15 protein-coding genes and 1 pseudogene are annotated in these 25,206 nt (G+C 72.6%); 10 read left to right on the top strand and 6 right to left on the bottom strand.

The window, feature by feature from the left end:
- Nucleotides 1-10: 10 nt before the first annotated feature.
- The gene (locus ACFVVA_RS34070; RefSeq protein WP_387694609.1) at nucleotides 11-1,015 is read right to left on the bottom strand and encodes a LacI family DNA-binding transcriptional regulator; all 1,005 of its coding nucleotides are present in this window, start codon (nucleotides 1,013-1,015) and stop codon (nucleotides 11-13) included.
- A gap of 297 nt (nucleotides 1,016-1,312) precedes the next feature.
- Here ACFVVA_RS34070 and ACFVVA_RS34065 point away from each other — a divergent pair, with 297 nt between their 5' ends.
- From ACFVVA_RS34065 to ACFVVA_RS34045, 5 genes are all read left to right on the top strand, one after another.
- Entirely contained in the window at nucleotides 1,313-2,596 is a 1,284-nt protein-coding gene (locus ACFVVA_RS34065) for an ABC transporter substrate-binding protein (protein ID WP_387694608.1), read from the top strand.
- A gap of 2 nt (nucleotides 2,597-2,598) precedes the next feature.
- Entirely contained in the window at nucleotides 2,599-3,564 is a 966-nt protein-coding gene (locus ACFVVA_RS34060) for a carbohydrate ABC transporter permease (protein ID WP_387694607.1), read from the top strand.
- A gap of 48 nt (nucleotides 3,565-3,612) precedes the next feature.
- A complete protein-coding gene (locus ACFVVA_RS34055) occupies nucleotides 3,613-4,458 on the top strand; it encodes a carbohydrate ABC transporter permease (RefSeq protein WP_387694606.1) in 846 nt (281 codons plus the stop codon).
- Nucleotides 4,455-6,341, top strand: coding sequence for a DUF5107 domain-containing protein (locus ACFVVA_RS34050; protein ID WP_387694605.1), 1,887 nt, complete (start codon nucleotides 4,455-4,457; stop codon nucleotides 6,339-6,341). The genes ACFVVA_RS34055 and ACFVVA_RS34050 overlap by 4 nt, the downstream gene beginning before the upstream one ends.
- 87 nt (nucleotides 6,342-6,428) lie before the next feature.
- Nucleotides 6,429-8,915 (top strand): RICIN domain-containing protein, encoded by a 2,487-nt coding sequence (locus ACFVVA_RS34045; protein ID WP_387694604.1) that lies wholly within the window; start codon nucleotides 6,429-6,431, stop codon nucleotides 8,913-8,915.
- Between the two features lie 166 nt (nucleotides 8,916-9,081).
- Here the strand turns inward: ACFVVA_RS34045 and galT are convergent, their stop codons facing one another.
- Nucleotides 9,082-10,188, bottom strand: coding sequence for a galactose-1-phosphate uridylyltransferase (gene galT, locus ACFVVA_RS34040; protein WP_387694603.1), 1,107 nt, complete (start codon nucleotides 10,186-10,188; stop codon nucleotides 9,082-9,084).
- A gap of 266 nt (nucleotides 10,189-10,454) precedes the next feature.
- Between galT and galK the strand changes: the two genes are divergently transcribed.
- Entirely contained in the window at nucleotides 10,455-11,600 is a 1,146-nt protein-coding gene (gene galK, locus ACFVVA_RS34035) for a galactokinase (RefSeq protein WP_387694602.1), read from the top strand.
- 27 nt (nucleotides 11,601-11,627) lie between these two features.
- Here the strand turns inward: galK and ACFVVA_RS34030 are convergent, their stop codons facing one another.
- From ACFVVA_RS34030 to ACFVVA_RS34015, 4 genes are all read right to left on the bottom strand, one after another.
- Entirely contained in the window at nucleotides 11,628-12,434 is an 807-nt protein-coding gene (locus ACFVVA_RS34030) for a DeoR/GlpR family DNA-binding transcription regulator (RefSeq protein ID WP_387694601.1), read from the bottom strand.
- Nucleotides 12,435-12,989: 555 nt separating this feature from the next.
- Entirely contained in the window at nucleotides 12,990-14,030 is a 1,041-nt protein-coding gene (locus tag ACFVVA_RS34025) for an ABC transporter permease (RefSeq protein WP_387694600.1), read from the bottom strand.
- Nucleotides 14,031-14,103: 73 nt separating this feature from the next.
- Nucleotides 14,104-15,675, bottom strand: coding sequence for a sugar ABC transporter ATP-binding protein (locus ACFVVA_RS34020; RefSeq protein WP_387694599.1), 1,572 nt, complete (start codon nucleotides 15,673-15,675; stop codon nucleotides 14,104-14,106).
- A gap of 158 nt (nucleotides 15,676-15,833) precedes the next feature.
- Nucleotides 15,834-16,883: a substrate-binding domain-containing protein gene (locus tag ACFVVA_RS34015; protein WP_387694598.1), complete on the bottom strand. Its 1,050-nt coding sequence runs from the start codon at nucleotides 16,881-16,883 to the stop codon at nucleotides 15,834-15,836.
- A gap of 557 nt (nucleotides 16,884-17,440) precedes the next feature.
- Here ACFVVA_RS34015 and ACFVVA_RS34010 point away from each other — a divergent pair.
- The 4 genes and pseudogenes from ACFVVA_RS34010 to ACFVVA_RS33995 form a co-directional block, all read left to right on the top strand.
- Nucleotides 17,441-19,897: an RICIN domain-containing protein gene (locus ACFVVA_RS34010; RefSeq protein WP_387694597.1), complete on the top strand. Its 2,457-nt coding sequence runs from the start codon at nucleotides 17,441-17,443 to the stop codon at nucleotides 19,895-19,897.
- Between the two features lie 103 nt (nucleotides 19,898-20,000).
- A complete protein-coding gene (locus tag ACFVVA_RS34005; RefSeq protein ID WP_387694596.1) occupies nucleotides 20,001-22,433 on the top strand; it encodes a ricin-type beta-trefoil lectin domain protein in 2,433 nt (810 codons plus the stop codon).
- 284 nt (nucleotides 22,434-22,717) lie between these two features.
- Nucleotides 22,718-24,892 (top strand): NEW3 domain-containing protein, encoded by a 2,175-nt coding sequence (locus tag ACFVVA_RS34000; protein WP_387694595.1) that lies wholly within the window; start codon nucleotides 22,718-22,720, stop codon nucleotides 24,890-24,892.
- A gap of 130 nt (nucleotides 24,893-25,022) precedes the next feature.
- Nucleotides 25,023-25,206: pseudogene (locus ACFVVA_RS33995) on the top strand (N-acetylglucosamine-6-phosphate deacetylase); the annotation flags it as partial.

Here is a 25,206-nt window from a genome sequence, read left to right as displayed (position 1 = left end):
TCGGGCCGGTTCAGCGGCCGCCGGCCGGGCCGGTGCTGTCCCGGACGACGAGTTCGGGGCGCAGCAGCTGGATCGAGTTGGCCGGGCTGCCGGAGCGGGTGAGGGCACGCAGCAGCAGTTCGACCGCCTCCCGGGCCATCTCCCGCTTGGGGATGGCCACGCTGGTGAGCGCCGGTCGGGCCACGCCGACCTCCGGGTTGTCGTCGTGCCCGACGATCGACAGGTCGTGGGGCACGGAGCGGCCCGCTTCCCGGGCGGCCTCCAGCGCCCCCAGGGCGAGGACGTCGTGGGTGGCGAAGAGCGCGGTGATCGTCGGGTCGGCGGTGAGCGCCGCCGTCGCCGCGGCGAGGCCGCCCGCGGGGGTGGGTTCGGGCGCGGTGTGGACGGCGTCGTCGGGGACGGTCAGGCCGTCGGCGGCGAAGGCGCGCCGGAAGCCCGCGACCCGCGGGGCGTGGTCGGGGCTGGCGAGCACCGCGACGCGTTCGTGCCCGAGTTCGCGCAGGTGGCGCCCGGCCAGGTGGCCGGCCCGCTCGTAGTCGATGGTGACCACCGGGAAGCGGTCGGGGGCGTCGGTCTCCCAGGCGCACAGGGCGACCGGGAAGGAGGCCTCGGCCAGCAACGGCAGGTGGTCGATCAGGTCCCGGTCGCCGGCGATCAGCAGCGCGTCCACCGAGCGGCTGGTCAGGCTCGCCAGGTGCCGCTTGGCGCGCTCGCCGTCGAGCCGGGTGGTGCAGAGCAGCAGGTGGTAGCCGTTGGCGTCGAGGACGTCCTCGACCTCCTCGACGATGTCGGAGTAGAAGGAGCCCGTCACCGTGGGGACCAACAGGCCCACCGTTCTGGTGGCGCCGGTGGCCAGGGAGCGCGCGACCAGGTTGGGGGTGTACCCGAGTTCCCCGATCGCGGCGCGCACCCGGGCCGCCGTCGCCGGGCTCACGGCCCCTCGCCCCCGGATGACGTTGGAGACGGTCTGCTTCGTGACCCCGGCCCGCTCGGCCACGTCCTGCATCGTCACCATGACTGGATCCTTCGAATTTACCGGTCAACTTGCTTTCGGTGAAACGTAGGGCACCGGTGAAGGGGCGTCAAGGTTGATCAAACCCCAGCTCCGGTTCGTAACTTGCGAGTTTCATGCGGAATCGGTGTCGAAGCGCCGCGGTCCGGAGCAGGTTTTTGCAAGGACTCTTGATTTACCGGTCAACCCGACCGTATCGTCCCAGCCATCCAGCCGCTCCCCGTCTTCGGGCCCCGGCTGACGACACGTCTGCGCGGCATCTCGCGCCTCCGAGAGGAACCACCCATGGGGAGAACGACCATGCCCGCTGCCCGCATCATCGGGGCGGCCACCGCCGTCGCCCTCGCGCTCGGAGCGAGCGCCTGCGGCAGCGGCTCGGAGGGCGGCGCGAAGGCCGCCGGCAGCTTCACCTACTGGTCGATGTGGCGTGCCGACGAGCCGCAGGCCAAGGTGCTGAAGGCCGCGATCGACGACTTCACCGCCGCCACCGGCGCCAAGGTGGACGTCACCTGGGCGGGCCGGGACATCGCCAAGAAGATCGGCCCGGCGATCGCCGCCAACCGGGCCCCGGACCTGTGGGACGAGTCCGACGACAAGGTCTACGGCACCACCGCCGCGGCCGGCCAGGCACTGGACCTCTCGCCGGTGCTGCAGCTGCAGGTGCCCGAGGAGAACGTCCCGGTCTCCCAGGTGATCCCGGCCAAGTACTTCGACATGCTGCCGAAGGACCCGTCCGGCTCCAACCACTACGTGATCCCGTACGAGGTCGTCACCAACGCCATGTTCTACAACGCGGCCGACCCGGCGATCACCGCCGCGATGCCCAGTCCGCCCACCGACTGGGCCGGACTGCTCAAGGTCTGCGACGCGCTGAAGGCGGCCGGGAAGGCGTGCATCGCCTCCGAGGGCGAGGACCCCTGGAGCAACGCGCTGTACTTCGACTACCTGCTCAGCGGGGCGGGGGTGAACGTCGCCCAGCTCGCCGCCGACAAGTCCGGCGCGACCTGGGACGATCCGGCGGTCCTCGCCGCGGCGCAGCAGGTGGAGCAGCTGGTGAAGGGCGGCCACCTGATCGAGGGCTACGACGCCACCAAGTACCCCGCGCAGGAGACCAACTGGGCGGGCGGCAAGGCCGCCTTCTACATGGACGGCAACTACGTCACCGCCGAGGTGGCCAAGCAGGTCCCGGCCGGCTGGAGGACGGCGTCGATGCTGCCGCCCACCGCGAAGACCCCGGACGCGAGCCTGTTCGGCTTCGCGATCCCCAAGCGGGCCAAGAACGCCGCCGCCGCACAGAAGTTCATCGCCTTCTTCCTGCAGAAGAAGCACCTGTCCGGGATCTCCACCACCGCGCTCAACCTCACCCCGCGCAGCGACATCCCGGCCCCCGCCGAACTGGCCGACGTCCAGAAGGCCCTGGCGGCCCCGACCGTGCGCCTCGGCTTCGACGGGGTGGCCGGCAGCTGGCTGCCCAAGGTCCTGAACGAGAACTACCTGGACTTCTGGCACGGCAAAACCACGGCCGACCGGTTCGTCGCCAAGTGCAAGGCCGACCAGGTCACCTACTGGCAGACCCAGGGCTGACGGTGGCGACGACGATCGACAACCCGCCCCGGACGGACACCGACCCGGGCCGGTCCGAGCGCGCCGCCCGGCCCGGCGTCGGCCCGCTGGAGCGCCAGCGCCGCCGGGTGTTCTGGCCGTTCACCGCGCCCGCGCTGATCGTGTACGCGGTGCTGTTCGTCGCCCCGGTCGGCTACGCCCTGTGGACCAGCCTGCACAAGTGGGACGGCATGGGCGAGATGGAGTGGCGAGGCTCGCAGAACTACCTCCTGCTGTTCCAGGACCCGCGGTTCCGCACCTCACTGTTCAACACCCTCGAACTGATGGTCGTCGGAGGCACGATCACCTTCGTGCTCAGCTTCGCGCTGACCCTGGTGCTGCGCGAGATGCGGGCCAGGCTCTTCGCCCGGTCGGTGCTGTTCTTCCCCTCGCTGGTCAACGGCATGGTCTTCGGCATCGCCGCCGGCTTCCTGTTCTCGCCCACCGGCCCGGTCAACCAGGCGCTGAAGCTCTTCGGGGTGACCACACCGCCCAAGTGGCTGTCGACGGACAACCTGCTCCCGATGGTCCTGGGCACCCTGGTCTGGACGGCGACCGGCTACTACACCTCCATCATCATGGCGGCGGTCGACCAGATCCCCGACTACCTCTACGAGGCGGCCGAACTCGACGGCGCCGGCCCCTTCCAGCGCTTCCGGCACATCACCCTGCCGTGCGCCTGGGACGTCATCGCGGTCTGCGCGGTGCTGTGGACCGTCAGCTCGGTGAAGATCTTCGAGCTGATCCTGCTCTACGGCGGCAGCACCAACGCCTATCCACCGGTGAGCAGTTGGAACACCGCCGTGTACGTGTACGCCGAGGCCTTCCCCCAGGGCACCGTCCCCCGGCTGGGCACGGCCACCGCCGCCGCGATCGTCAGCCTGGTCATGGTCACCCTGATCACCGTCGTGCTGCGCCGCCTGCTGCGCCGCGAGCCGATCGAGTACTGACCCGGTCGCGTCCCCGGCCCCCCACACCCAACCGGAAAGGTCCCTCCCGTGCGACGCAGTAACCGACCCACCGGACTCGCGAGCAGGATCGGCACGACCGCCGTCTGGATCGTCGTCGCCGCCGACCTGCTGCTGGTCCTGTGGATCCTGCTGACCTCGCTGCGCAGCGGTCCCGACATCCTGCGGCACGGCTTCGGCCTGCCGACCAGCCCGGACACCGGCAACTACACCACCGCGCTCGACGAGGGCGGCTTCGCGCGGGCGGCCCTCAACAGCGTGCTCACCGCCGGCCTCTCCTCCGTGGTCGCCGTCGCCCTCGCCGCGCCCTGCGCCTACGCCCTCGCCCGGCGCCGCTCGCGGACCTCCTCGGCGCTGACGATGAGCTTCGCCATGGGCCTCGGCGTGCCCGGCCAGGTCCTGGTGGTGCCGCTGTTCGTCGGCCTGTCCCGGGTGGACCTGACCGACAGCGACCTCGGCCTCGGGCTGGTCTACGTCGGCCTGGCGATGCCGTTCACCGTCTTCCTGCTGACCGGCTTCTTCCGCGGCATCCCCGGCGTGCTGGAGGAGGCCGCCGTCCTGGACGGCGCCGGCCCGCTGCGCACCTTCCTCCAGGTGGTGCTCCCGGTCGCCCGGGGCGGGCTGGTCACCGCCTTCCTCCTGCAGTTCATCACCGCCTGGAACGAGACCCTGTTCGCCCTCGTCCTGACGAACAGCCAGGGGACGACCACCCTCCCGGTGGCGCTCTCCTCGTTCGTCGCGGCACAGCAGTTCAACGGCCTGGACTTCGGCACGATGTTCGCCGGAGTCTGCATCATCCTCGCCCCGATGATCGCGCTCTTCTCCTGGATGGGTTCGCGGATCATCCAGGGCATGACAGTTGGGATCGGCAAGTGACCTCGACCCTGCACACCGACCTGCTCCGCATCCACGGGGCCCCCGATCCGGTCGGCGGCACCCTGCCGATCCTGCACGGCCTGCCCCGGCAGACCGGCGCGGGCGCCGGGGTCGACGACGAGATGCGCCGCAACCTGGCCTACGGGGTGCCCGACACCCTGCTGCCGTACACCCGGCAGGGCGGGTACGACCGCGTCCGCACCGAGCGCGAACTCCCGTGCGTGGTCCTGGAGAACGAGACCCTCACCGCGACCTTCCTGCCCTCCCTCGGCGGGCGGCTGTGGTCCCTGGTCCACCGTCCCACCGGGCGGGAGCTGCTGCACCGCAACCGGATCCTGCAGCCCGCCAACCTCGCCCTGCGCGACGCCTGGCTGGCCGGCGGGGTGGAGTGGAACCTCGGCGCCACCGGGCACTGGCCGCTGACCTGCGAGCCGCTGTACGCCGTCCGGACGAGCGCGCCCGACGGCACCCCGGTGCTCCGGATGTACGCCTTCGAACGGCTGCGGCGCCTGGTGCTGCGGATGGACACCTGGCTGCCCGCCGGCTCCCCGGTGCTGTACGTCCGCATCGCCGTGCACAACCCCGCGCCGACCGAGACGCCGGTCTACTGGTGGTCCAACATCGCCGTGCCCGAGGACCGGGACGTGCGCGTCCTCGGCCCGGCCGGCCATGCCTTCCACTGCGACTACGTCAGCGACCTGCGCCGGGTGCCCTTCCCGGAGGTCGACGGCGCCGACCGCAGCTACCCCGGCCGGGCGGCGCGCGCCGCCGACTACTTCCTCGACCTCCCCGGCGGCGAACGCCCCTGGATCGCCGCCCTGGACGGCACCGGCGCCGGGCTCGTCCAGACCTCCACCGCCCGGCTGCGCGGCCGCAAGATGTTCTGCTGGGGCACCGGCACCGGCGGCAGGCACTGGCAGGAGTGGCTCTCCGGCCCGGACTCCGCCTACCTGGAGATCCAGGCGGGCCTGGCCCGCACCCAGCTGGAGCACCTGCCGATGCCCGCCGGCGCCACCTGGTCCTGGACCGAGGCGTACGGGCTGCTGCAGGCCGATCCCGAGGCCGTGCACGGCAGTTGGGAGGATGCCCGGGCTGCCGCCGGCGAGGCGCTGGACCGGCTGCTCCCGCCGCTGGAGCTGGAGCGGGCCGACGCGCAGGCCGAGGAGTTCGGCGCACCCGGCGAGGTGCTGTCCGAGGGCGGCGGCTGGGCCGCGCTGGAGATCGAGGCCGGCGCCCTGCCCGCCTCGCCCGCCCTGCCCTTCGGCGAGCCGGCGGCCGCCCAGGAACCCTGGCGGCAGCTCCTCAAGACCGGCACGCTCCCGGTCTGCGACCCGCCGGCCGAGCCGGTCACCGGGGCGCACTGGCGGCTGCTGCTGGAGGCGAACGCCACGGACTGGCACGCGCTGTACCAGCTCGGTCTGCTGCGCCTGGCCGACGGGGAGCGGGAGTCCGCCCGCGAGGCCTTCGAACGCTCCGTCGCCGGCCGGCCTTCGCCCTGGGCGCTGCGCGCGCTCGCCCTCCTCGCCCCACAAGCGCGGGAAGCCGCCGACCTCATGCTCTCGGCGCACCGACTCCGCCCGGGACTGCGGGAGTTGACGATCGAGGTGCTGGAGTCGCTGCGGCGCGCCGAGCGCCCCGCCGAGGCGCTCGCGCTGATCGAGGCGCTCTCCCCGGCCGACCGGGCGCACGGGCGGATCCGGCTGGCCGAGGCGGAGGCGGCGCACGCCCGCGGCGACGACGACCGGGTCCGGCGGCTGCTGGCCGAGGGCATCCAGGTCGACACCATGCGCGAGGGCGAGCTCTCCCTGGACACCCTCTGGCTCGCCGTCCACCCCGGCACAGCGGTGCCCCCGCAGTACGACTTCCGCATGGCGGACGGCTGACCGCCCGCCTCCCCAGACCACTCTCCCGTTCCGCACCCCCCACCACAGGGGCGCAACGCTGCGCCCCGCCACGGAAGAGGAGTACCAGTGTCACCCCTACCCACCCGATGGACCCGCGTCCTCACCGCCACCGCCCTGGCGGCGCTCGGCGCCGGCACCCTGGCCGCCGCCCCGGCGCCCGCCGACGCACCGGCCGCCGGCAAGCCGGCCCCCGCCACGTACACGGTCTCGGTCGGCAGGACCGGCTCGTACGCCTACCCCGACGACACCCAGGCCAGTCCCTACATCGACAAGGACGGCACCTTCTACTTCCAGCAGTCGCACTCGCTGTACGGCGCGAACGACTCCCGGAAGTGGAGCTTCTTCACCGGTCGGGACTTCGACAGCGCCACCAGGTCCGCCGAGATCAGCGACGCCGTCAACCCCGCCGACCCGTCGGACCGCAACGACGACACCACCGCACGCTGCAACAACAGCCCCACCGGACGGCAGTCCAGCTACGCGCCGCAGGGTTCGCACTACGCCCAGCGGAACTACTGCGACCTGGCCGGGGTCTGGGTCGACCCGGACAGCGGGGACTGGTACGGGCTGGTGCACAACGAGTTCACCCCCCAGCCCTTCGGCGACGGCCTGCACTACGACGCGATCGACTACGCCGTCTCCACCGACCAGGGCCGGACCTGGACCATCAGGGACCACGTGATCACCTCGCCCTACAGCACCACGCGAGGCGACACCGCGGCCTTCCCGCAGCAGACCTTCGCCTACGGCGACGGCGACCAGCGACTGTTCGCGGACACCGCCTCCGGATACTTCTACGTCTTCTACGGCTCCCGGATCGTCGACAAGGGCGGCAGCTGGGGCGCGTTCCAGCAGCACGTCGCGCGGGCCCCGATGTCCGCCAAGATGGCGCCGGGAAGCTGGCAGAAGTGGTACGACGGCGCGTGGTCGCAGGCCGGGGCCGGCGGCCTGGAGAGCGACATGGTGCCCGCCGACGGCGCCAACCCCACCGGGTACCTGCCGCCGGCCAAGGAGTACAACCCCGCCAACCCCGGGACCGTCAAGCAGCAGGTCGCGGCCGGCACGCTCGCCCCGAGCACGCCGCTGTTCGTCATGAACGTCAGCTACGACGCCTATCTGGGCCTCTACATCGGCACTCCGCAGGCGGTCGACCAGAGCGGCAACGCCCCGCAGCAGATCTACGCGACCAAGGACCTGGCCACTCAGAAGTGGACCCTGCTCGGCGACACCGGCGGTTACCACACCGCCTCCTGGTACCGCTGGCTCCTGGACAGTGCCAACCTGACCGGCAGCACGATCGTCGGGAAGACCTTCCGGCAGTACTGCTCCTTCGGCTGCGCCGGCTCGGAGGGCCAGTACGTCGAGCTGACCGTCGGCTCCTCGGCGCCGGCCGCCCCGCCGGTCGACCTGACCAGGACCTACCGGATCCAGAGCGGCAACGGCCGCGTCCTCGCCCAGACCGCCGGCGGCTCCGCCGTCACCTCCACGGCCAAGGCGGCCGGCTCCGCCGGCGAGTCCTGGCGGTTCCTGGCCGAAGGCGACGGCTCCTACCGGATCGTCAACGCCGCCACCGGTCAGCTGCTGGGCGTCGACGCCACCTCGACGGCGGGCCGGGCCTGGGGCGCCGCGCTGACCGCCACCGGCGCCGTCGGCGGGAACGCCACCGTCGGGCAGCAGTGGTTCATCCTCCCCAGCAAGGCCGGGAAGGGCCGGTTCCAGCTGGTGAACCGTTACAGCGGCCTGGTGATCGGCATGTCCGGCACCTCCGGCCGGCTCGCCGAGACCGTGCCCGCCCGCTCCTGGAGCGACACCACCGGCGGCACGGTCGGCGGCGGCCGCACGGCGGCCGAGCAGACCCTCGCCCTCGCCCCGACCGGCACGGCCCCCGAGGCGGTCGTCCTCACCGCCCCCGGTGACCAGTCCGGCACCGTGGGCAAGGCCGCTTCCCTCCAGCTCGGCGCCACGGACAGCGCCGGCAAGTCGCTCACCTTCACGGCGACCGGGCTGCCCGCCGGGCTCTCCGTCAGCCCCTCGGGTCTGATCACCGGCACCCCGACCGCGCCCGGAGTCTCGAAGGTCACCGCCACCGCCTCCTCCGGCACCGCGAGCGCCTCGGCCGTCTTCACCTGGACCGTCGAGCCGGACCTCGGCGGCAACCACACCCTGACCACGGGCGGCAAGGCCCTCGACGACGCCGACCACAGCACCGCCGCCGGCAACCCCCTCATCACCTGGACCGCTTCCGGCGGGAGCAACCAGGTCTGGCAGTTCCGCCCCCAGCCCGACGGCTCGTACGAGCTGGTCAACGGCCTCTCGTCGATGTGCGCCGACGTCAGCGGCGGCTCCACCGCCGCCGGCGCCCAGGTGATCCAGTGGCCGTGCAGCGGCGGCGCCAACCAGCACTGGAACGTCCGGCCGACGGCCGACGGCTCGTACACCGTCACCTCGGCCCACAGCGGCCTGCTGCTCACCACTGCCTCCGGCGCCGACGGCGCCGCGGTGACGCAGGAGCCGGACACCGGATCGCCGCTGCAGCGGTGGTCGATCTCCTGACGCGGGCCAGCAGGACGGTCCCCCAGGGGGGACGGGCCTGATGCCGGGCTCCCGGGGGCTGTCCCCCGGGGGCCCGGCATTTCCGTGCGATGCCCCGATCCCGACCCCGACCCCGGCCCCGGCACGGCTCGATCGACGGCCGTGCCGGGGTCCTCCTATGGGCCGGTCAGTGGGCCGCGGCCTCGCGCAGCCGCTCGGCGGCGGCCTCCGGGCTCACGTCGGTGACGAAGGCGTCGAGTCCGGATTCCACGCCCGCCAGGTACTTGAGCTTGCCGGGAGCGCGCCGGACGGTGAACAGCTCCAGGTGCAGGGCGAGTTCGTCGCCGCCGTCCTTCGGCGCCTGGTGCCAGGCGGAGATGTACGGGGTCCGGTTCGGCGCGGCGCCGGCGGGAGCGGGGAACAGCCGGTCGAAGCGGCGCAGCAGGTCGAGGTAGAGGCCGGGGAACTCGGCGCGCTCGGCCTCGTTCAGCGCGGTGAGGTCGCGCACCCGGCGGTTGGGGTAGAGGTGGACCTCGTACGGCCAGCGGGCGGCGAAGGGCACGAAGGCCGTCCAGTGCTCGCCCCGGAGCACCAGCCGCTCGGGGGTGGCCCGTTCGGCGGCGACGAGGTCCTCGAAGAGGTTCCGCCCGGTGCTCGCCCGGTACGCCTCGGCACGGCCGATCATCCGGGCGGTGCGGGAGGGGACGAAGGGGAAGGCGTAGATCTGCCCGTGCGGGTGGGCCAGGGTGACGCCGATCTCCTCGCCGCGGTTCTCGAAGCAGTACACCTGCCGGACCTCGGGCTTGGCCGACAGTTCGGCCGTGCGGTCGGTCCAGGCGTCCAGCACCAGGCGGGCCCTGGCCTCGTCCAGGTCGGCGAAGGAGGCGTCGTGGTCGGGGGCGAAGCAGACCACCTCGCAGCGGCCGGTGCCCGGCCGGAGGGTGCGCAGGGGGTCGTCCTCGTGGGCGGTGACATGGGCGGCGGAGTCCAGGGCCAGCGAGGGGAAGCGGTTCTCGAAGACCACGACCTGGTAGTCGGCCGCGGGGACCTCGCTCAGCCGTCCGTTCCGGGAGGGGCAGAGCGGGCACTCGCCGGCCGGGGGGTGGTAGGTCCGCTGCTGGCGGTGGGCGGCGACGGTCACCCACTCGCCGAGCACCGGGTCGAGCCGGGTCTCGGAGAGGCTCGCGGAGGGTTCCAACGGGCGTTCGTCCACGGCGTTCCGGACTGTGCCGAACTCCTGGTCGTAGTAGACGAGTTCGCGGCCGTCGGCCAACTTGGTCGCGGTCTTGTGCACCGCTGTGCTCCTTCTGCGGGGAAGTTTCGGCCAGCCTGTGCCGATCTCAAACAGAATCAAACATATCCGATCGTTTGTCAACAGGTGTAGACCTGCTGGCAGGTCATCAGGCGCCGCTTCCGGCTCGCTTCCCGATGAGAAATCCGCAGGTGTTGACTGTGGCGGCCGATGATGTTTGATTATGTCGAAATCAACTCCCGTCCGCCGATGGAGGCACCGACGGGAGCCGACACGACGCACGCGCACGACGTACGGGAGCCGAGCAGATGATCGACCGGGCCGCCACCGACTTCGAGACCGTCCACGGCGCCAGGCCGAGCGGCGTGTGGGCCGCGCCCGGCCGGGTGAACCTGATCGGTGAGCACACCGACTACAACGACGGCTTCGTCCTGCCCATCGCCCTCCCGCACACCACCAGGGTCACCGCCCGCCGCCGCGCGGACGGCCGGGTGCGGCTCCACAGCACCCAGGGCGACGGCACCATCACCGACCTCGCGCTCGACGGCCTGGCCCCCGGGGTCGTCACCAGCTGGGCCGCCTACCCGGCCGGCGTGTTCTGGGCCCTCGCCGAGGCCGGACACGCGATCGGCGGCGCCGACCTGTCCTTCGACAGCGACGTGCCGGCCGGCGCCGGGCTCTCCTCCTCCGCCGCCCTGGAATGCGCCACGGCCGCCGCCCTGAACGACCTGTACGGGCTCGGCCTGTCCGCGCCGGAGCTCGCCCTGATCGCCCAGCGGGCCGAGAACGCCTTCGTCGGCGTGCCCTGCGGAGTGATGGACCAGATGGCCTCCGCCTGCTGCACCGACGGTGCCGCGCTGCTCCTCGACACCCGCACGCTGGAGCGGCGCCACGTCCCGCTCGACCTGGAGGCGGCCGGCTTCCGGCTGCTGGTGATCGACACCCGGGTCAAGCACGACCTCGGCGACGGCGCCTACGCCGCCCTGCGGGCCGGCTGCGAGCGTGCCGCCGATCTGCTCGGCCTGGCCGCGCTGCGCGACCTGCCGGCCGCCGGCCTCACCGCGGCCCTGGAGCGCCTCCCCGGGGAACTCGCCCCGCTGGTGCGGCACGTGGTCACCGAGAACCGGCGGGTGGCCGAGGCGATCGAGCACCTGGACGGCGGGCGGATCGCCGCACTGGGGCCGGTCCTGACGGCCGGACACGCCTCGCTGCGCGACGACTTCCGGGTCTCCTGCCCCGAGACGGACCTCGCGGTCGAGGCCGCCGTGGCCGCCGGGGCGCTGGGCGCCCGGATGACCGGCGGCGGCTTCGGCGGCTCCGTCATCGCCCTGGTGGCCGCGGCGGACGTGGCGGCGGTCGCGGACGCGGTGCGGTCGGCCTTCGGCTCCGCGGGCTTCGCCGCACCCGTCGCCTTCACCGCCGTCCCCTCGGCGGGGGCGCGTCGGCTGGCCTGACCGGGCGGGGGGCCCGGAGAAGCCCGGTCAGCCGGCGGCCGGTACCACGACGAGTTCGCCGACCGCGTCGGCGAGCGCGCTGCGGGCCGCCGCGGGGAGGGCGTCGTCGGTGATGAAGCAGTCGACCTCCGTCAGGGTCGCGAAGCTGCTCAGGCCGACGACGCCCCACTTGGTGTGGTCGGCGACCACGACGGTGCGCCGGGCCGAGGCGATCAGGGCCCGATTGGTCTGCGCCTCGGCCAGGTTGGGGGTGGTGAGTCCGGCCTGCTCACTGACGCCGTGCACGCCGAGGATGAGCAGGTCCACGTGGAGCGTGCGGATCGTCTGGTCCGCGAGGGAGCCCACCAGGGCCGCGGAGCGCGTCGGCGCCCCACCGGTCAACAGCAGCGACGGAACGGTCTCCGCTCCGTCGCTTTCCGCTGCCCACAGCAGGTCCGCGATCCGCAGGGAGTTGGTGACGACCGTCAGCCCCGGGACCTCCAGCAGCCGGGAGGCGACCGCGTAGGTGGTGGTGCCGGCGGACAGCGCCACCACGCTGCCCGGTTCCACCCGCTGCGCGGCGGCGTCGGCCAGGGCGGCCTTGGTGCTCTCCTCCAGCCCGGACTTCAGGTCGAAGCCGGGTTCGTCCGTGCTGGCGGTCCCGACCGCGATGGCCCCGCCGTGGACCTTCTGCACGTCTCCCTGGCGTACCAGTGCGTCCAGGTCGCGGCGGATCGTCATGTCCGACACGCCGAACTGCTCGACCAGCTCGGCGACGCGCACCGCGCCGGCCTTGCGGATGGCCTCCAGGATCAGCGCCTGGCGCTGCGGGGCGAGCAAACTCTGATCAGCCACGAAGGCCCTTTCGATCGGACGGGTGCCTGGCCGCTCCCGCTTCCTCCGGCAGGCCGACCCTGCCGCGGTCCGGACGTACCGGAGCCGCCGCCGAGGGCCGGGCGGGGCGCCGGAGCGTTCGCGTCGGTGACCGGGGAGCCGTCGGTCGCGACATGATCCAGTATTCCAGGACCCCGGCGGGCCCCGTCCCGACCGGTCGGCCGGTACGGCGGGGGCCCGGCCGCACCGCCCCGGGAGGACGCGCAACCGCCGGTGCCGCCTGCAGGGGCGGCACCGGCGGTTCCGGTCGCGGTCCGGCCGACCCTCGGCGGCCGACCGCTCGTTCCGCCTCCGGCCGAGTCCGGACCCGCTGCCACTGTGCGGCGGGTCCGGTCAGGGGACGGCCGGGGCGGACGTCATGGGGGGTGGGGTGGGCGCCGGGACGCCCGGTCCGGGAGCCCGCGGGGCGCACCCCGAAGGGGGAGCCCGGCCCGGCGCCGCACGCGTCGGTCCGGGCTCCGGGGGCGGATTCCCGTGCGCCGGGCGATGGGGCGCCCCGCGCACGGGAGACCGGGCTCAGGCGGGCAGTCCGACCGCCCGCTCGCGGTTGCGGCGCTGCTGGATGACGACGGCGGCGACCAGCAGGGAGCCCTGGGCGACGTTCTGCCAGAAGGCGTTGATGCCCTGGACGGTGAGGCCGTTCTGCAGTGCGCCGAGCAGCGCGACGGCGAGCAGGGTGCCGCCGATGCTGCCCTTGCCGCCCTTGAGGGCGCAGCCGCCGAGGGCGGCCGCGGTGATCGACTGCAGCTCCAGGCCCTCGCTGCCGGAGACCGGCTGGCCGCTGCCGGTGCGGGCGGTGAGCAGCACGCCGGCCAGGGCCGCGACGGTGCCGGAGAGGGCGTAGGCGGCGAGCAGGTACTTGTTGAGGTTGATGCCGGCCAGGCGGGCGGCGGTGTCGTTGCCGCCGATCGCGTAGATGTTGCGGCCGATGTCGGTGTAGGTGAGCAGGGCGTGCACGGCGACGGCGGTGAGGATCAGCAGCCAGACCATGGTGGGCAGGCCGGCGATCCGGCCGCGGCTGAGGAAGACGAAGACCGGGTCGTTGAGCACGTAGCCCTGGGCGCGGCCGTCCGAGACGAGCTGGGCGACGCCCTTGTAGGCGGCCAGTCCGGCGAGGGTGGCGATGGTCGGGTTGACCCGGCCGTAGACGATCACGACGCCGTTGAACAGGCCGATGCCGGCGCCGATGGCGAGCGCGGCGCCGATGCCGAGGTACGGGTCGGCGCCGGTGGAGGTGAAGACCATGGCGCTGGTGACGGAGGCCAGGCCGGCCTGGGAGCCGACCGAGATGTCGAGGCCGCCGCAGATGATCACGACGGTCTGGACGACGGCCAGCAGGCCGGAGATGGTGGCGGCCTCGGCGATGACCTGGACGTTGTCCCAGCCGACGAAGTTGGGGTTGAGCGAGCCGAACAGGGCGACGACGGCGACGAGGGCGCCGATCAGGCTGAGGTTCTGGCCGCCGATCGCGGCGAGCAGGCTGCGCGGGCCGCCGGACCGGACGGGCAGGGCCCCGGCGTCCGGCGCCGGGGCGGTCGGGGGAGTGGCGGTGGTCATGCGCCCACCTCGCTGCGCTCGGCAGGGGCACTTGCCCACGCGCGCCTTTCGATGGTTCGCTCGCTGCGCTCGTTCACTGGGTCTCTCCGGTCTGGGTGGTGGTGGTGGCGAGGTCGTCGGCCATGGCGAGGGCGAGGACGGCCTCCTCCGTCGCCCGGTCACGGGTCAGTTCGCCGGTCGTGCGGCCGTTCTGCATCACCACGACCCGGTCGGCGAGGCCGAGGACTTCGGGCAGTTCGGAGGAGATGACCAGGACGGCGGTGCCCTCGCGGGCGAGGTCGGCGATGATCTGGTAGATCTCGGCCTTGGCGCCGATGTCGACGCCCCGGGTGGGTTCGTCGAGGATCAGCAGGTCGGGCTTGCGGGCGAGCCAGCGGGCGAGGACGACCTTCTGCTGGTTGCCGCCGGACAGGGTGCGGACCTCGGCCTCGATGGAGGGGGCGCGCACGCGCAGCCGGTCGGCGTACTCCTGGGCGAGGGCCTTCTCCTGGCGCTGCTTGACGAAGCGCCATCGGCTGAGCCGGCGCAGGCTGACCAGCGAGGTGTTGTCGCGGATCGTGCGCTGCAGGAACAGGGCCTGGGCCTTGCGCTCCTCGGGGGCCAGGCCGATGCCGGCGGCGATGGCGGCGCGCGGGTCCTTCAGCCGCAGGACCTCGCCGTTGAGTGCCACCGTGCCGGAGTGGATCGGGGCGTCGCCGGCCAGGGCGAGGGCGAGCTCGGAGCGTCCGGCGCCGATCAGTCCGGCCAGCGCCACGACCTCGCCGGCCCGGACGGTCAGGCTGACCCCGTGCACGTCGTCGGTGGTGAGGTCGCGGACGTCCAGCACGACGCGGTCGGTGGCGACCTGCTGGCGGACGAACAGCGAGGACAGGTCGCGGCCCACCATGAGCCGGACGAGCTCGCTCTCGTCGGTGGCGGCGGCCTCGACCACCCCGGCGACCCGGCCGTCGCGCAGCACGGCGATGCGGTCGGCGAGCCGGAAGATCTCCTTCATCCGGTGGGAGACGTAGACGACGGCGATGCCCTCGTCGCGCAGCCGCCCGATCAGGGCGAACAGGGCCTCGACCTCGTGCTCGGAGAGCGAGGAGGTGGGCTCGTCGAAGGCGATCGCCCGCGGCGGGACGGCGCCGGTCAGGGCCCGCATGATCTCGACCAACTGGCGCTGCGCGGCGGTGAGTTCGGAGCCGAGCAGATCGGGGTCGAGGACCTTGTCGAAGCCGAGGCGGGCCAGGTCCGCGGTGATGCGGCGGCGCAGCTCGGTGCGGTCCAGGCGGCGGCCGGCCCGGCGGGGCAGCGAGCCGGCGTAGACGTTCTCGGCGACCGGGACGTGCGGGATGATCTCGGGTTCCTGCGGGATGATCCGGATCCCGGCGCGGCGGGCGTCCTGGGGGGACTGCAGGTCCACGGTCTCGCCGTCCAGCAGCACGCGCCCCTCGGTGGGGCGGTGGTCGCCGGTGAGGATGCGCAGCAGGGTGGACTTCCCGGCGCCGTTCTCGCCCATCAGGGCGGTGACCCGGCCGGGCGGGAAGGTGAGGGTGACGTCCTCCAGGGCCCGGACGGAGCCGAAGCGCTTGGACACGCCCTCGGCGCTCAGGCCGGGGGCGCCGCTCGCCGGCGGGACGGGTGACGGTGCGGGTGTGGTCATCGGGGCCTCGTTGGCAGTGCGGTGCGTACGGTCTGGGGGAGCCGTGCGCACGGTCGGCGGTGCCGGTGGTCGCGGTACGGTCTCCGGGAGCGCGCCGGTGCGGCGGGCGGATTCGGCAGGCCGGTGCCCGCCCGCCCCACCGGCGGCTCGGCGAGGCGTCAGCTGCAGGACACGCCCGCGGACTGCCAGGTGGCGGCGTCGACCATCGTGGTCGGGGCGAAGGCCTCCTTGGGGAAGTCCTTGCCGTTCTTGAGCTTGTCGTACATGGTCTGCACGGACAGGGCGCCGACGTCCTTGCCGTTGATGAACAGGGCGGCCTTCATCCCGGAGGGCTTGCCGGAGGCCCAGTTCTTGCACGCGAGGTAGGCGCCCAGGCCGACGCCGTCGATGTCGTCGGGGTTGATCCCGGCGTTCTGCAGGGCGGTGACGGCGCCCTGGACGTTCTCGTCGTTGCAGCCCCAGGTCACCCAGTGCTTGACCCCGGGGTTGGCGGTGATGGTGGCGGCGACCTTGTCCTGCGCGCCGGTCGGGGTGTTGTCGGTCGCGACGTCGATCAGCTGCACGCCCGGCACGGCCTGGTCGAAGGCGTCCTTGGCGGCCTTCACGCGGTCGCCGCAGACGGTGACGTCCTGCTTCCAGGCGGAGATGATCCGGGTGTCGGCCGCGTTCCAGCCGGCCTTCTTGAACTCCTCGGCGGCCCGCTTGCCGACCTCACCGCCCATCTGGGCGCCGGAGAAGCCGATCCGGGGCACCAGGTCGGTCGCCGCGCACTGGGCCGGGGCCGGCCCGCTCGCGCAGACCTGGTCGTCGGAGGTCAGCAGTGCGGCCTTCGCGTCCCGGGCCGTCTGGACCACCTGCGGGCCGACCGCCGGGTCGGGCACCACGATGATCAGGCCGTTGCTCTTCTGGGCGATCGCGGCCTGCACCTCGCCGACCGTCTTGTTGGCGTCGTTGCCCAGGTTCACCACCTTCAGCTCGGCGCCGAGCTCGGCGGCCTTGGCCTTGGCGCCCGCGGCCTCGTCCACGAAGTACTGCTGGTCGCCCTGCTTCTGCAGGTAGGTGATCGTCACCTTGCCGGACACCGGGGCGACGGGCGCGTCCGCGCTGTTCGAGGAGGTCTGCCCGGTGGAGCAGGCGGTCAGGCCGACGGAGGTGATCAGGCTCAGCGTGGCGATCGCGGCCAGGCGGCCACGGAGGGGGAGGTGCATGGAGGGGGCTCCTGAGGGTGGGGGCCGATCGGCGAGAAGCAACAAAACCAATCAGAAAACACCACGATCAAACGTGGTGGGTCAAAAGAAAACGCCTGGCCCTGAGCTGAGTCAAGCTCATCTTTCCGGATCGGAGCCATCGAGACCGTCTCGTTATCCCGTCGCGCCGCGGATGGGGGGCCGAAGCCGGCGGATCGGGCCGCGATCTTTCGGATCGGAGCAGGTGGTGGCGTGTTCATCGGAACTTACTGATTGGTAGGTTGTTGTCGTGGACAGCTTCGGGCAAAGCCGGGGCGGCGTCAATAGCGCCTGGCAGGGGCATGCCCGCGGGGCGGTGCTGTGCCCGTGGGGCAACCCGGATCGGCGGCGGCCTCCTGTGGGCGGGTGGCCGATCGCGTTGTATTTCATCCGAAGTTGTTGATTACTGTTGAATGTTGGGTCTACTGTCCTCCCCGGCATGTCGGCATGCACCCGCCAGTCCCGTCCCGGCCCCGTCCGGCGACCTGGTCCTGGCGGGCCCCCACCCGGCCGACCCAGCCCGAGGACAGGAGTAGTCGATGAGCAAACCTCCCCACCCGATCCGCCGGGGCGTCACGGCCCTGGCGGCGCTCGCACTCGGCTTCACCACCGCCGCGCTGGCCGCGCCGCCCGCGGTGGCCGCGCCGGCCCCCACGACGAAGTCCGTGACACTGGACGGCCGCTCGCCGGGGCGCGCGTACGACGGGCTCGGCGCGATCAGCGGCGGCGGCGCCACCTCGCGTCTGCTGGTCGACTACCCCGAGCCCCAGCGCAGCCAGGTGCTGGACTACCTGTTCAAGCCCGGCTACGGCGCCTCGCTGCAGATGCTCAAGGTCGAGATCGGCGGGGACGCCAACTCCTCGGACGGCCCCGAACCGTCCCACATGCGCACCCCCACCGAGGTCGACTGCGACCGCGGGTACGAGTGGTGGCTCATGGAGCAGGCCAAGGCCCGCAACCCCGGGATCACCTTCTACGGCCTGGAATGGGCCGCGCCGGGCTGGCTGAACGGCGGCGTCTGGTCCCAGGACAACATCACGTACCTGGAGTCCTGGCTCGGCTGCGCCCGGCAGCACGGACTGAACGTCGGCTACCTCGGCGGCTGGAACGAGCGCGGCTACGACAAGGCCTGGTTCGAGAAGCTGCGCACCGACCTGGACGCCCACGGCCACCAGGGGACCACCCTGGTCGCGTCCGACAGCGACGACGAGCACTGGTCGATCGCCGCGGACATGGCCGCGGACCCCGCCTTCGCCAAGGCCGTCGGCGTCATCGGCCTGCACGGCACCTGCTGGCACTCGGCCCCGGTCTACACCGCCTGCCCGGGCAGCGACACCGCGACCGGGCTGGGCAAGCGGCTCTGGGCCTCCGAGGACGACAACGACAGCTACGGCGCCGACCCGGCCGCCCTGGCCCGCAACGTCAACCGCGAGTACCTCGACGCCCGGATCACCGCCGACATCAAGTGGGCGCTGGTCAGCTCCTGGCCCTCGAACCTGCCGTACGCGGGCGCCGGGCTGATGGCCGCCGACCAGCCGTGGTCCGGCAACTACGCGGTCGGCCGCGACATCTGGGTGATGGGGCACACCACCCAGTTCGCCAAGCCGGGCTGGCAGTACCTGGACACGTCCAGCGGCTACCTGGACGGGACCGGCGCCAACGGCGACCCGCACAGCGGCAGCTACGTCACGCTCAAGTCCGGCAAGGACTACAGCACGGTCATCGAGGCCACCGACGCCACCGCCGCGCAGACCGTGACCTTCAAGGTCGCCGGGGGCCTGTCCACCGGCCAGGTGCACGTCTGGGCCACCGACATGAACTCCACCGACCAGTCGAAGTGGTTCGTCCACACCCAGGACGTGACGCCCAAGAGCGGTTCGTACTCGCTCACCGTGCAACCCGGCTACGTCTACACCGTCACCACGACCACCGGCCAGGGCAAGGGCACCGCCACGCCGCCCGCACCCACCTCGATGCCGCTGCCGTACCAGGCAGACCTCGGCGGCTACTCCGAAGGGGCCACCGCCCGCTACTTCCACGACTGGGCGGGCGCCTTCGAGACCGCGCCCTGCCCGTCCGGGGCGACCACCCCGATGTGCCTGCGCCAGGTCATCACCCGGGCGCCGATCCCGTGGCACGGCGACATGAACTACACCCCGCTGACGCTCCTGGGCGACCCGTCCTGGGCCCACTACCAGGCGAGCACCGACGTCACCTTCGAGGAGGCCGGTACCTCCGCCGAACTGCTCGGCCGCATCGACCACGTCGACCACGACCGCTCCGGCTACCACCTGAAGATCGACGACACCGGTGCCTGGAGCCTGTTCAGCGAGAACCGCTCCGGCGCCGACACCGTGCTGGCGAGCGGCAGCTACTCCGGCGCGGGGGCCGGCACCTGGCACAACCTCGCACTGGCCGTCCAGGGCCAGAGCATCACCGCGTCGATCGACCACACCCAGGTCGCCTCCGTCGCCGACGCCGGGCACGGCATCGGTCAGATCGGCCTGGGCGTCGGCGGGTTCCAGCACGCCGACTTCGCCAACACCACCGTCACGCCGCTGGCCGCGCCGGCCACCCACACCGTGACCAGCGTCAACAGCGGCAAGTGCCTGGACGTCACGGGCGCTTCGAGCGCCGACGGCGCCCAGGTCGTGCAATGGACCTGCGCCGCCGGCAAGGCCAACCAGCAGTGGACGCCGGTGCCGGTCGCCGGGACCGGCAGCGTCCAGCTGGTCTCGGCCAACAGCGGCAAGTGCCTGGACGTCACGGGCGCTTCGAGCGCCGACGGCGCCCAGGTCGTCCAGTGGACCTGCGCCGCCGGCAAGGCCAACCAGCAGTGGACCCTCGTCCCGGACACCGGGGCCCGCGTCCAGCTGGTCTCGGTGAACAGCGGCAAGTGCCTGGACGTCACGGGCGCTTCGACGGCCGACGGCGCCCAGGTCGTCCAGTGGACCTGCGCCGCCGGCAGGGCCAACCAGCAGTGGACCGTCTCGTAACGGGACCGGAGAACCCCCTGCCCCGACGTCGTGCCGGGCGCCCCGACCGGGTGCCCGGCACGGAGCAACACCGCCCCCACCCCTCCCCACCTCGGAGACGCCCATGGGCCGTCAACATCCCTCCTCGACCTGGCGCACCGCGCTGAGCGCGGCGCTCGTCCTCGCCGGCGCGCTCGGCGGCCTGGCCGCGCCGCCGGCCGCCCTGGCCGCGCCGGAGAGCGCCGCCACCCCCACCGCCGCCGCCGCCTCCACCGCCGTCACCGTCGACGGCACCAAGCCGGGCCTGACCTTCGACGGGGTCGGCGCGATCTCCGGCGGCGGCGGCAACTCCCGCCTGCTGGTGGACTATCCGGAGCCCCAGCGCAGCCAGCTGCTGGACTACCTGTTCAAGCCCGGCTACGGCGCCTCGCTGCAGGTGCTGAAGCTGGAGATCGGCGGCGACACCAACTCCACCGACGGCGCCGAGCCGAGCATCGAGCACACCAGGGGCACCGTCGACTGCAACCAGGGCTACGAGTGGTGGCTGGCCGACCAGGCCAAGGCCCGCAACCCCGACATCACGTTCATCGGCCTGTCCTGGGGCGCCCCCGGCTGGATCGGGAACACCGGCAGCGGCGGCAACTTCTGGTCCCAGGACTCCATCGACTACGTGATGTCGTGGATGGGCTGCGCCGCCCAGCACCACCTGAACGTCTCCTACCTCGGCGGCTGGAACGAGCGCGGCTTCGACAAGGCCTGGTACGAGAACCTCAAGAGCACGCTCGTCGCGCGCGGTTACGGCGCCACCAAGGTCGTCGCCGCCGACGACACCTGGGAGGTGGCCGACGCCATGGCCGCCGACCCGGCGTTCAAGAACGCCGTCGACGTCGTCGGGGTGCACTACCCCTGCGGGTACATGAGTTCCTTCACCGAGTGCCCGAGCACGCCGACCGCCCAGGCGCTCGGCAAGCCGCTGTGGGCGAGCGAGAACGGCTCCCAGGACCTCAACAGCGGCGCCCCGGCGGTGGCGCGCGGGATCAACCGGGGCTACCTCGACGGGAAGATGACCTCGTTCATCAACTGGCCGGTCATCGCCGCGCTCTACCCCGACCTCTTCTTCTCCACCGACGGCATGTCGATCGCCAACCAGCCGTGGTCCGGCAACTACGGCATCGGAAAGACGACCTGGGTCACGGCGCACACCACCCAGTTCACCCGGCCCGGCTGGAGCTACATCGACGCCGCGAGCGGCTACCTCGGCGGCGCGCGCGCCAACGGCAGCTACGTCACGCTGAAGAGCACGAACAAGCGCGACTACAGCACCGTCATCGAGACCCTGGACGCCACCGCCGCCCAGACCGCGAACTTCACCGTCTCCGGCGGCCTGTCCACCGGCAAGGTCCACGTCTGGTCCACCGACCTCAACTCCAACGACCCGGCGCAGTGGTTCGTCAAGCAGAAGGACGTCACCCCGTCCGGGGGCCGCTACACCCTCACCCTCCAGCCCGGCCGGGTCTACACCGTGACCACCACCACCGGCCAGGGCAAGGGCACCGCGACCCCGCCGGCCGCCGCGCCGATGAAGCTGCCCTACGCGGACGGCTTCGACACCCCGGCGACGACCACCTCGCCGAAGTACTTCACGGACATGAACGGCGCCTTCCAGACCGTCGCCTGCGGCGGCGGCCGCACCGGCACCTGCCTGCGCCAGATGGCCCCGGCCTCGCCGATCCGCTGGACCGACGAGCCCTACAACGCCCCGTACACGATGATGGGCGACGGCAGCTGGTCCAACTACACCGTCACCGCCGACACCATGTTCGAGCAGTCGGGCACCGTCGAGCTCCTCGGCCGGGCCAACCAGCAGGGCCGCAACAACAACGGCCTGAACGCCTACCACCTGCGGGTGAGCGACACCGGCGCCTGGTCGATCGACAAGAGCGACACCAAGTGGAACTTCACCACCCTCGCCAGCGGCACCGCCGCCGCCCTCGGCACCGGCCGCTGGCACACCGTCGCGCTCACCCTCGACAACGAGACCCTCACGGCGAGCATCGACGGCACCGCCGTGGGCAGCGCCACCGACGCGAGCTTCACCAACGGCCGCGCCGGCCTCGGCGTGACCGGCTACCAGACCGACCAGTTCGACAACTTCGCCCTCACCCCCGGCACGCCCACCACCCACACCGGCCCGATCGCCTCCGCCCTGCCCGGCACCTGCGCCCGCCCCGCCGCCGGCACCAGCGGCGCCGCCGTGCAGCTCTGGGCCTGCGACGGCAGCGCCCAGCAGGTGTGGACCCGCTCCAACGGCACCCTCACCCACAACGGCAAGTGCCTGGACGTCACCGGCGCCGGTACCGTCAACGGCACCCCGGTCGAGCTGTGGGACTGCACCGGTGGCGCCAACCAGCAGTGGACGCCCCAGCCGGACGGCACCCTGAAGAGCACCCAGTCCGGCCGCTGCCTGGACGACCCGGCCGCGGCGACCGCCGACGGCACCCCGCTGGAGATCTGGGACTGCAACGGCGGCGCCAACCAGCGCTGGACCCTGCCGTAGCCCACCGACCCGCGGGGATCCGGAAGATCCCGCGCGCGACCGGTCGGGTGCCCGTGACATCGCGGGCGCCCGGCCGGTCGCGCTCCTGCGTCCTGCGTCCGGCGGCTGCCCGGCCGGGCCGGTCCGCAGGGGCACTCGTGCTCGGACTTTGCACAGTGAGTGCGTGTTGCTGCTTATTTTGCCCGTCATCTTGTCAAGAACGAGCAGAGGCCCGTACAAATGATCCGGCTGGGACCACAGCAGCCACCCATGCCCTGACCCCCGAGATCCCGTGAGGTCGAAGCGTGTCAACTGCCCTCCGCCGGTGGCTCCGTACCACCGTCGCCTGCTGTACGGCGCTCGCCGCCGTGTCCACCGCCACGCTCCTGGCGCAGCCCGCGGTCGCCGCGGAGCCCGCCCCGCCCGGCACCGTCGCCGAGTACCCGAACTACGCCCCCACGCCGCCCATGGGCTGGAACGACTGGTCGTACTACCAGTGCGGGATCGACGAGAAGACGATCCTCGACAACGCCCGGGCCCTCGTCTCCACCGGGCTGGCGAAGAAGGGGTACGACACCGTCACCATCGACGACTGCTGGATGTCCGGGCAGCGCGACGCCCAGGGCAACCTGGTCGCCGACCCGAAGCTGTTCCCGCACGGCATGGCCTACGTCGGCCGCCAGGTCCACGACCTCGGCCTGAAGTTCGGCATCTACGAGGACGCCGGGACCACCACCTGCGGTGGCTACCCCGGCTCCCTCGACCACTGGCAGCAGGACGCGGACCTGTTCGCGTCCTGGGCCGTCGACTACGTCAAGCTCGACGGCTGCAACGTCCCGGTCAAGCCCGGCGAGACCGAGGAACAGAGCTACCGCGACACCTACACCGCGATGAGCCGGGCGCTGCTCAACACCCACCGCAGGATGGTCTTCTCGATCTCCGCGCCCGCCTACTTCCAGGGCACGCCGAACTGGGACTCGGTGATCCGCTGGTCCGCGCCGCTCGGCAACCTGTGGCGGGAGGGCGCGGACATCGCGCTCGGCCAGGCCAGTGGCGCCGAGAAGTGGGCGTCGATCACGTACAACTACGGCTACAACGTCGGACTGGCCGATCTGCAGCGCCCCGGCCGGTGGAACGACCCCGACTTCCTGCTCGCCGGCGACTCCGGGCTCAGCCAGGACGAGATGCAGAGCCAGATCTCGCTGTGGGCCATGATGGCCGCGCCGCTGATCTCCAGCACCGACCTCACCCGCCTCTCCCCGGCCGCGCTGGACGTGCTCGGCAACCGCGACGTCATCGCCGTCGACCAGGACCGGCTGGGCATCCAGGGGCGCGTCGTCCAGCACGGAACCGGCTACGACGTGCTGAGCAAGCCGCTGGCCGGCGGGGACCGCGCGGTCGCGCTCTTCAACTCCTCCGACACCGCGCAGACCATCACCACGACCGCCGCCCGGGCCGGCCTGCCCGCCGCCGCCGGCTACCGGCTCGACGACCTGGTGACCAAGCAGGCCGTCGGGACGACCGGCGTGATCTCCGCGAACGTGCCGCCGCACGCCACGGTGCTCTACCGGGTCCACCCCGGCGCGACCCACGGCCTGGCCCCCGCCACCGCCGTCACCTGGCAGGACGTCAGCACGGCCGAGGAGCCCGGGACGTACCGGATCACCCTGGCCGACAACGGCGCCGTCGCGCTGAACGACACCGACCTGCGGATCAGCGCCCCCGCCGACTGGACCGTCACCCCGGCGACCGTCGCGCTGCCGCGCATCGCGCCGGGCGCGACCGCGTCGGCCACGGTGACGGTGCACGGCCCCCAGGGCGCTCCCGGGACCACGGTCACGGCGATCACCGCCACCGCGAGCTACCGGGCCCGGCCGGCCGGGGTCGACACCGTCAGCGGTGAGCAGACGATCGTGCGGACCGTGCCCTACCCGTCGCTGGAGGCCGCGTTCAACAACGTCGGCGCCACCTCCGAGAGCGACACCGCTCCCGGCAACTTCGATGGTGCCGGGAACAGTTACTCCGCGCAGGCCCTGGCCCTGGCCGGCGCCACCGCGGGCGCCACGATCAGCGCCAACGGCCTCAGCTTCACCTGGCCGTCCGCGGCCGCCGGCACCAACGACAACGTGTCGGCCGCCGGCCAGGAGATCACCTTCGGCGGCCGGGGCAGCGCGCTGGGCTTCCTCGGCGCCGAAGCGGGCTTCGCCTCCGGCACGGTCACCGTCGCCTACACCGACGGCACCACCAGCAGCGGCCAGCTGGGCTTCCCGAACTGGTGCTGCACCCCGACCGACGCCTACGGCGCGAAGACCGCGTTCACCACGGACCACCGCAACACGCCCACCGGCCCGGGCAACTTCGGCACCGGCTACGGCGTCTTCACCAACACCGTCCCGTTGACGCCCGGCAAGACGATCCGCTCCGTCACGCTGCCCGGCGCCGCGGCGATCCACGTGTTCGCGCTGGCCGTCCAGCCGTGATCCGCACCGCCCGGCCCATCGGACCGGTTCCGGTGGGCCGGGCGGTCGGCGTTCCCCCGCCCGGGACTCCGCCCCTGTTCCCCCGCCCGGGACTCCGCCCCTCCCCGCGAACGGCATCCAGGACCCACCCATGATCGTCACGAACCGCATCACCCTGGCCGGCGCCCGCCTGGTCCTGCCCGGCGGCGTCGTCGAGGGAGACCGCCTCGCCGTCGAGAACGAGCGCATCGCCGGCCTCGGCGGCGACACCGCGCCCGGCGACCTCGACCTGACCGGGTACACCGTCGTCCCCGGCTTCGTCGACCTGCACGTCC

This window comes from Kitasatospora sp. NPDC058048 (assembly GCF_042885555.1).
Taxonomy (GTDB): domain Bacteria; phylum Actinomycetota; class Actinomycetes; order Streptomycetales; family Streptomycetaceae; genus Kitasatospora; species Kitasatospora lactacystinica.
This window is presented reverse-complemented; position numbering and strand designations above follow the sequence as displayed.

Excerpts from the sequence above, each read along its gene's own strand:
- ACFVVA_RS34070 (WP_387694609.1), bottom strand. The coding sequence starts at position 1,015 with ATGGTGACGATGCAGGACGTGGCCGAGCGGGCCGGGGTCACGAAGCAG.
- ACFVVA_RS34065 (WP_387694608.1), top strand. The coding sequence starts at position 1,313 with ATGCCCGCTGCCCGCATCATCGGGGCGGCCACCGCCGTCGCCCTCGCG.
- galK (WP_387694602.1), top strand. The coding sequence starts at position 10,455 with ATGATCGACCGGGCCGCCACCGACTTCGAGACCGTCCACGGCGCCAGG.
- ACFVVA_RS34025 (WP_387694600.1), bottom strand. The coding sequence starts at position 14,030 with ATGACCACCGCCACTCCCCCGACCGCCCCGGCGCCGGACGCCGGGGCC.
- ACFVVA_RS34020 (WP_387694599.1), bottom strand. The coding sequence starts at position 15,675 with ATGACCACACCCGCACCGTCACCCGTCCCGCCGGCGAGCGGCGCCCCC.
- ACFVVA_RS34015 (WP_387694598.1), bottom strand. The coding sequence starts at position 16,883 with ATGCACCTCCCCCTCCGTGGCCGCCTGGCCGCGATCGCCACGCTGAGC.
- ACFVVA_RS34010 (WP_387694597.1), top strand. The coding sequence starts at position 17,441 with ATGAGCAAACCTCCCCACCCGATCCGCCGGGGCGTCACGGCCCTGGCG.
- ACFVVA_RS34005 (WP_387694596.1), top strand. The coding sequence starts at position 20,001 with ATGGGCCGTCAACATCCCTCCTCGACCTGGCGCACCGCGCTGAGCGCG.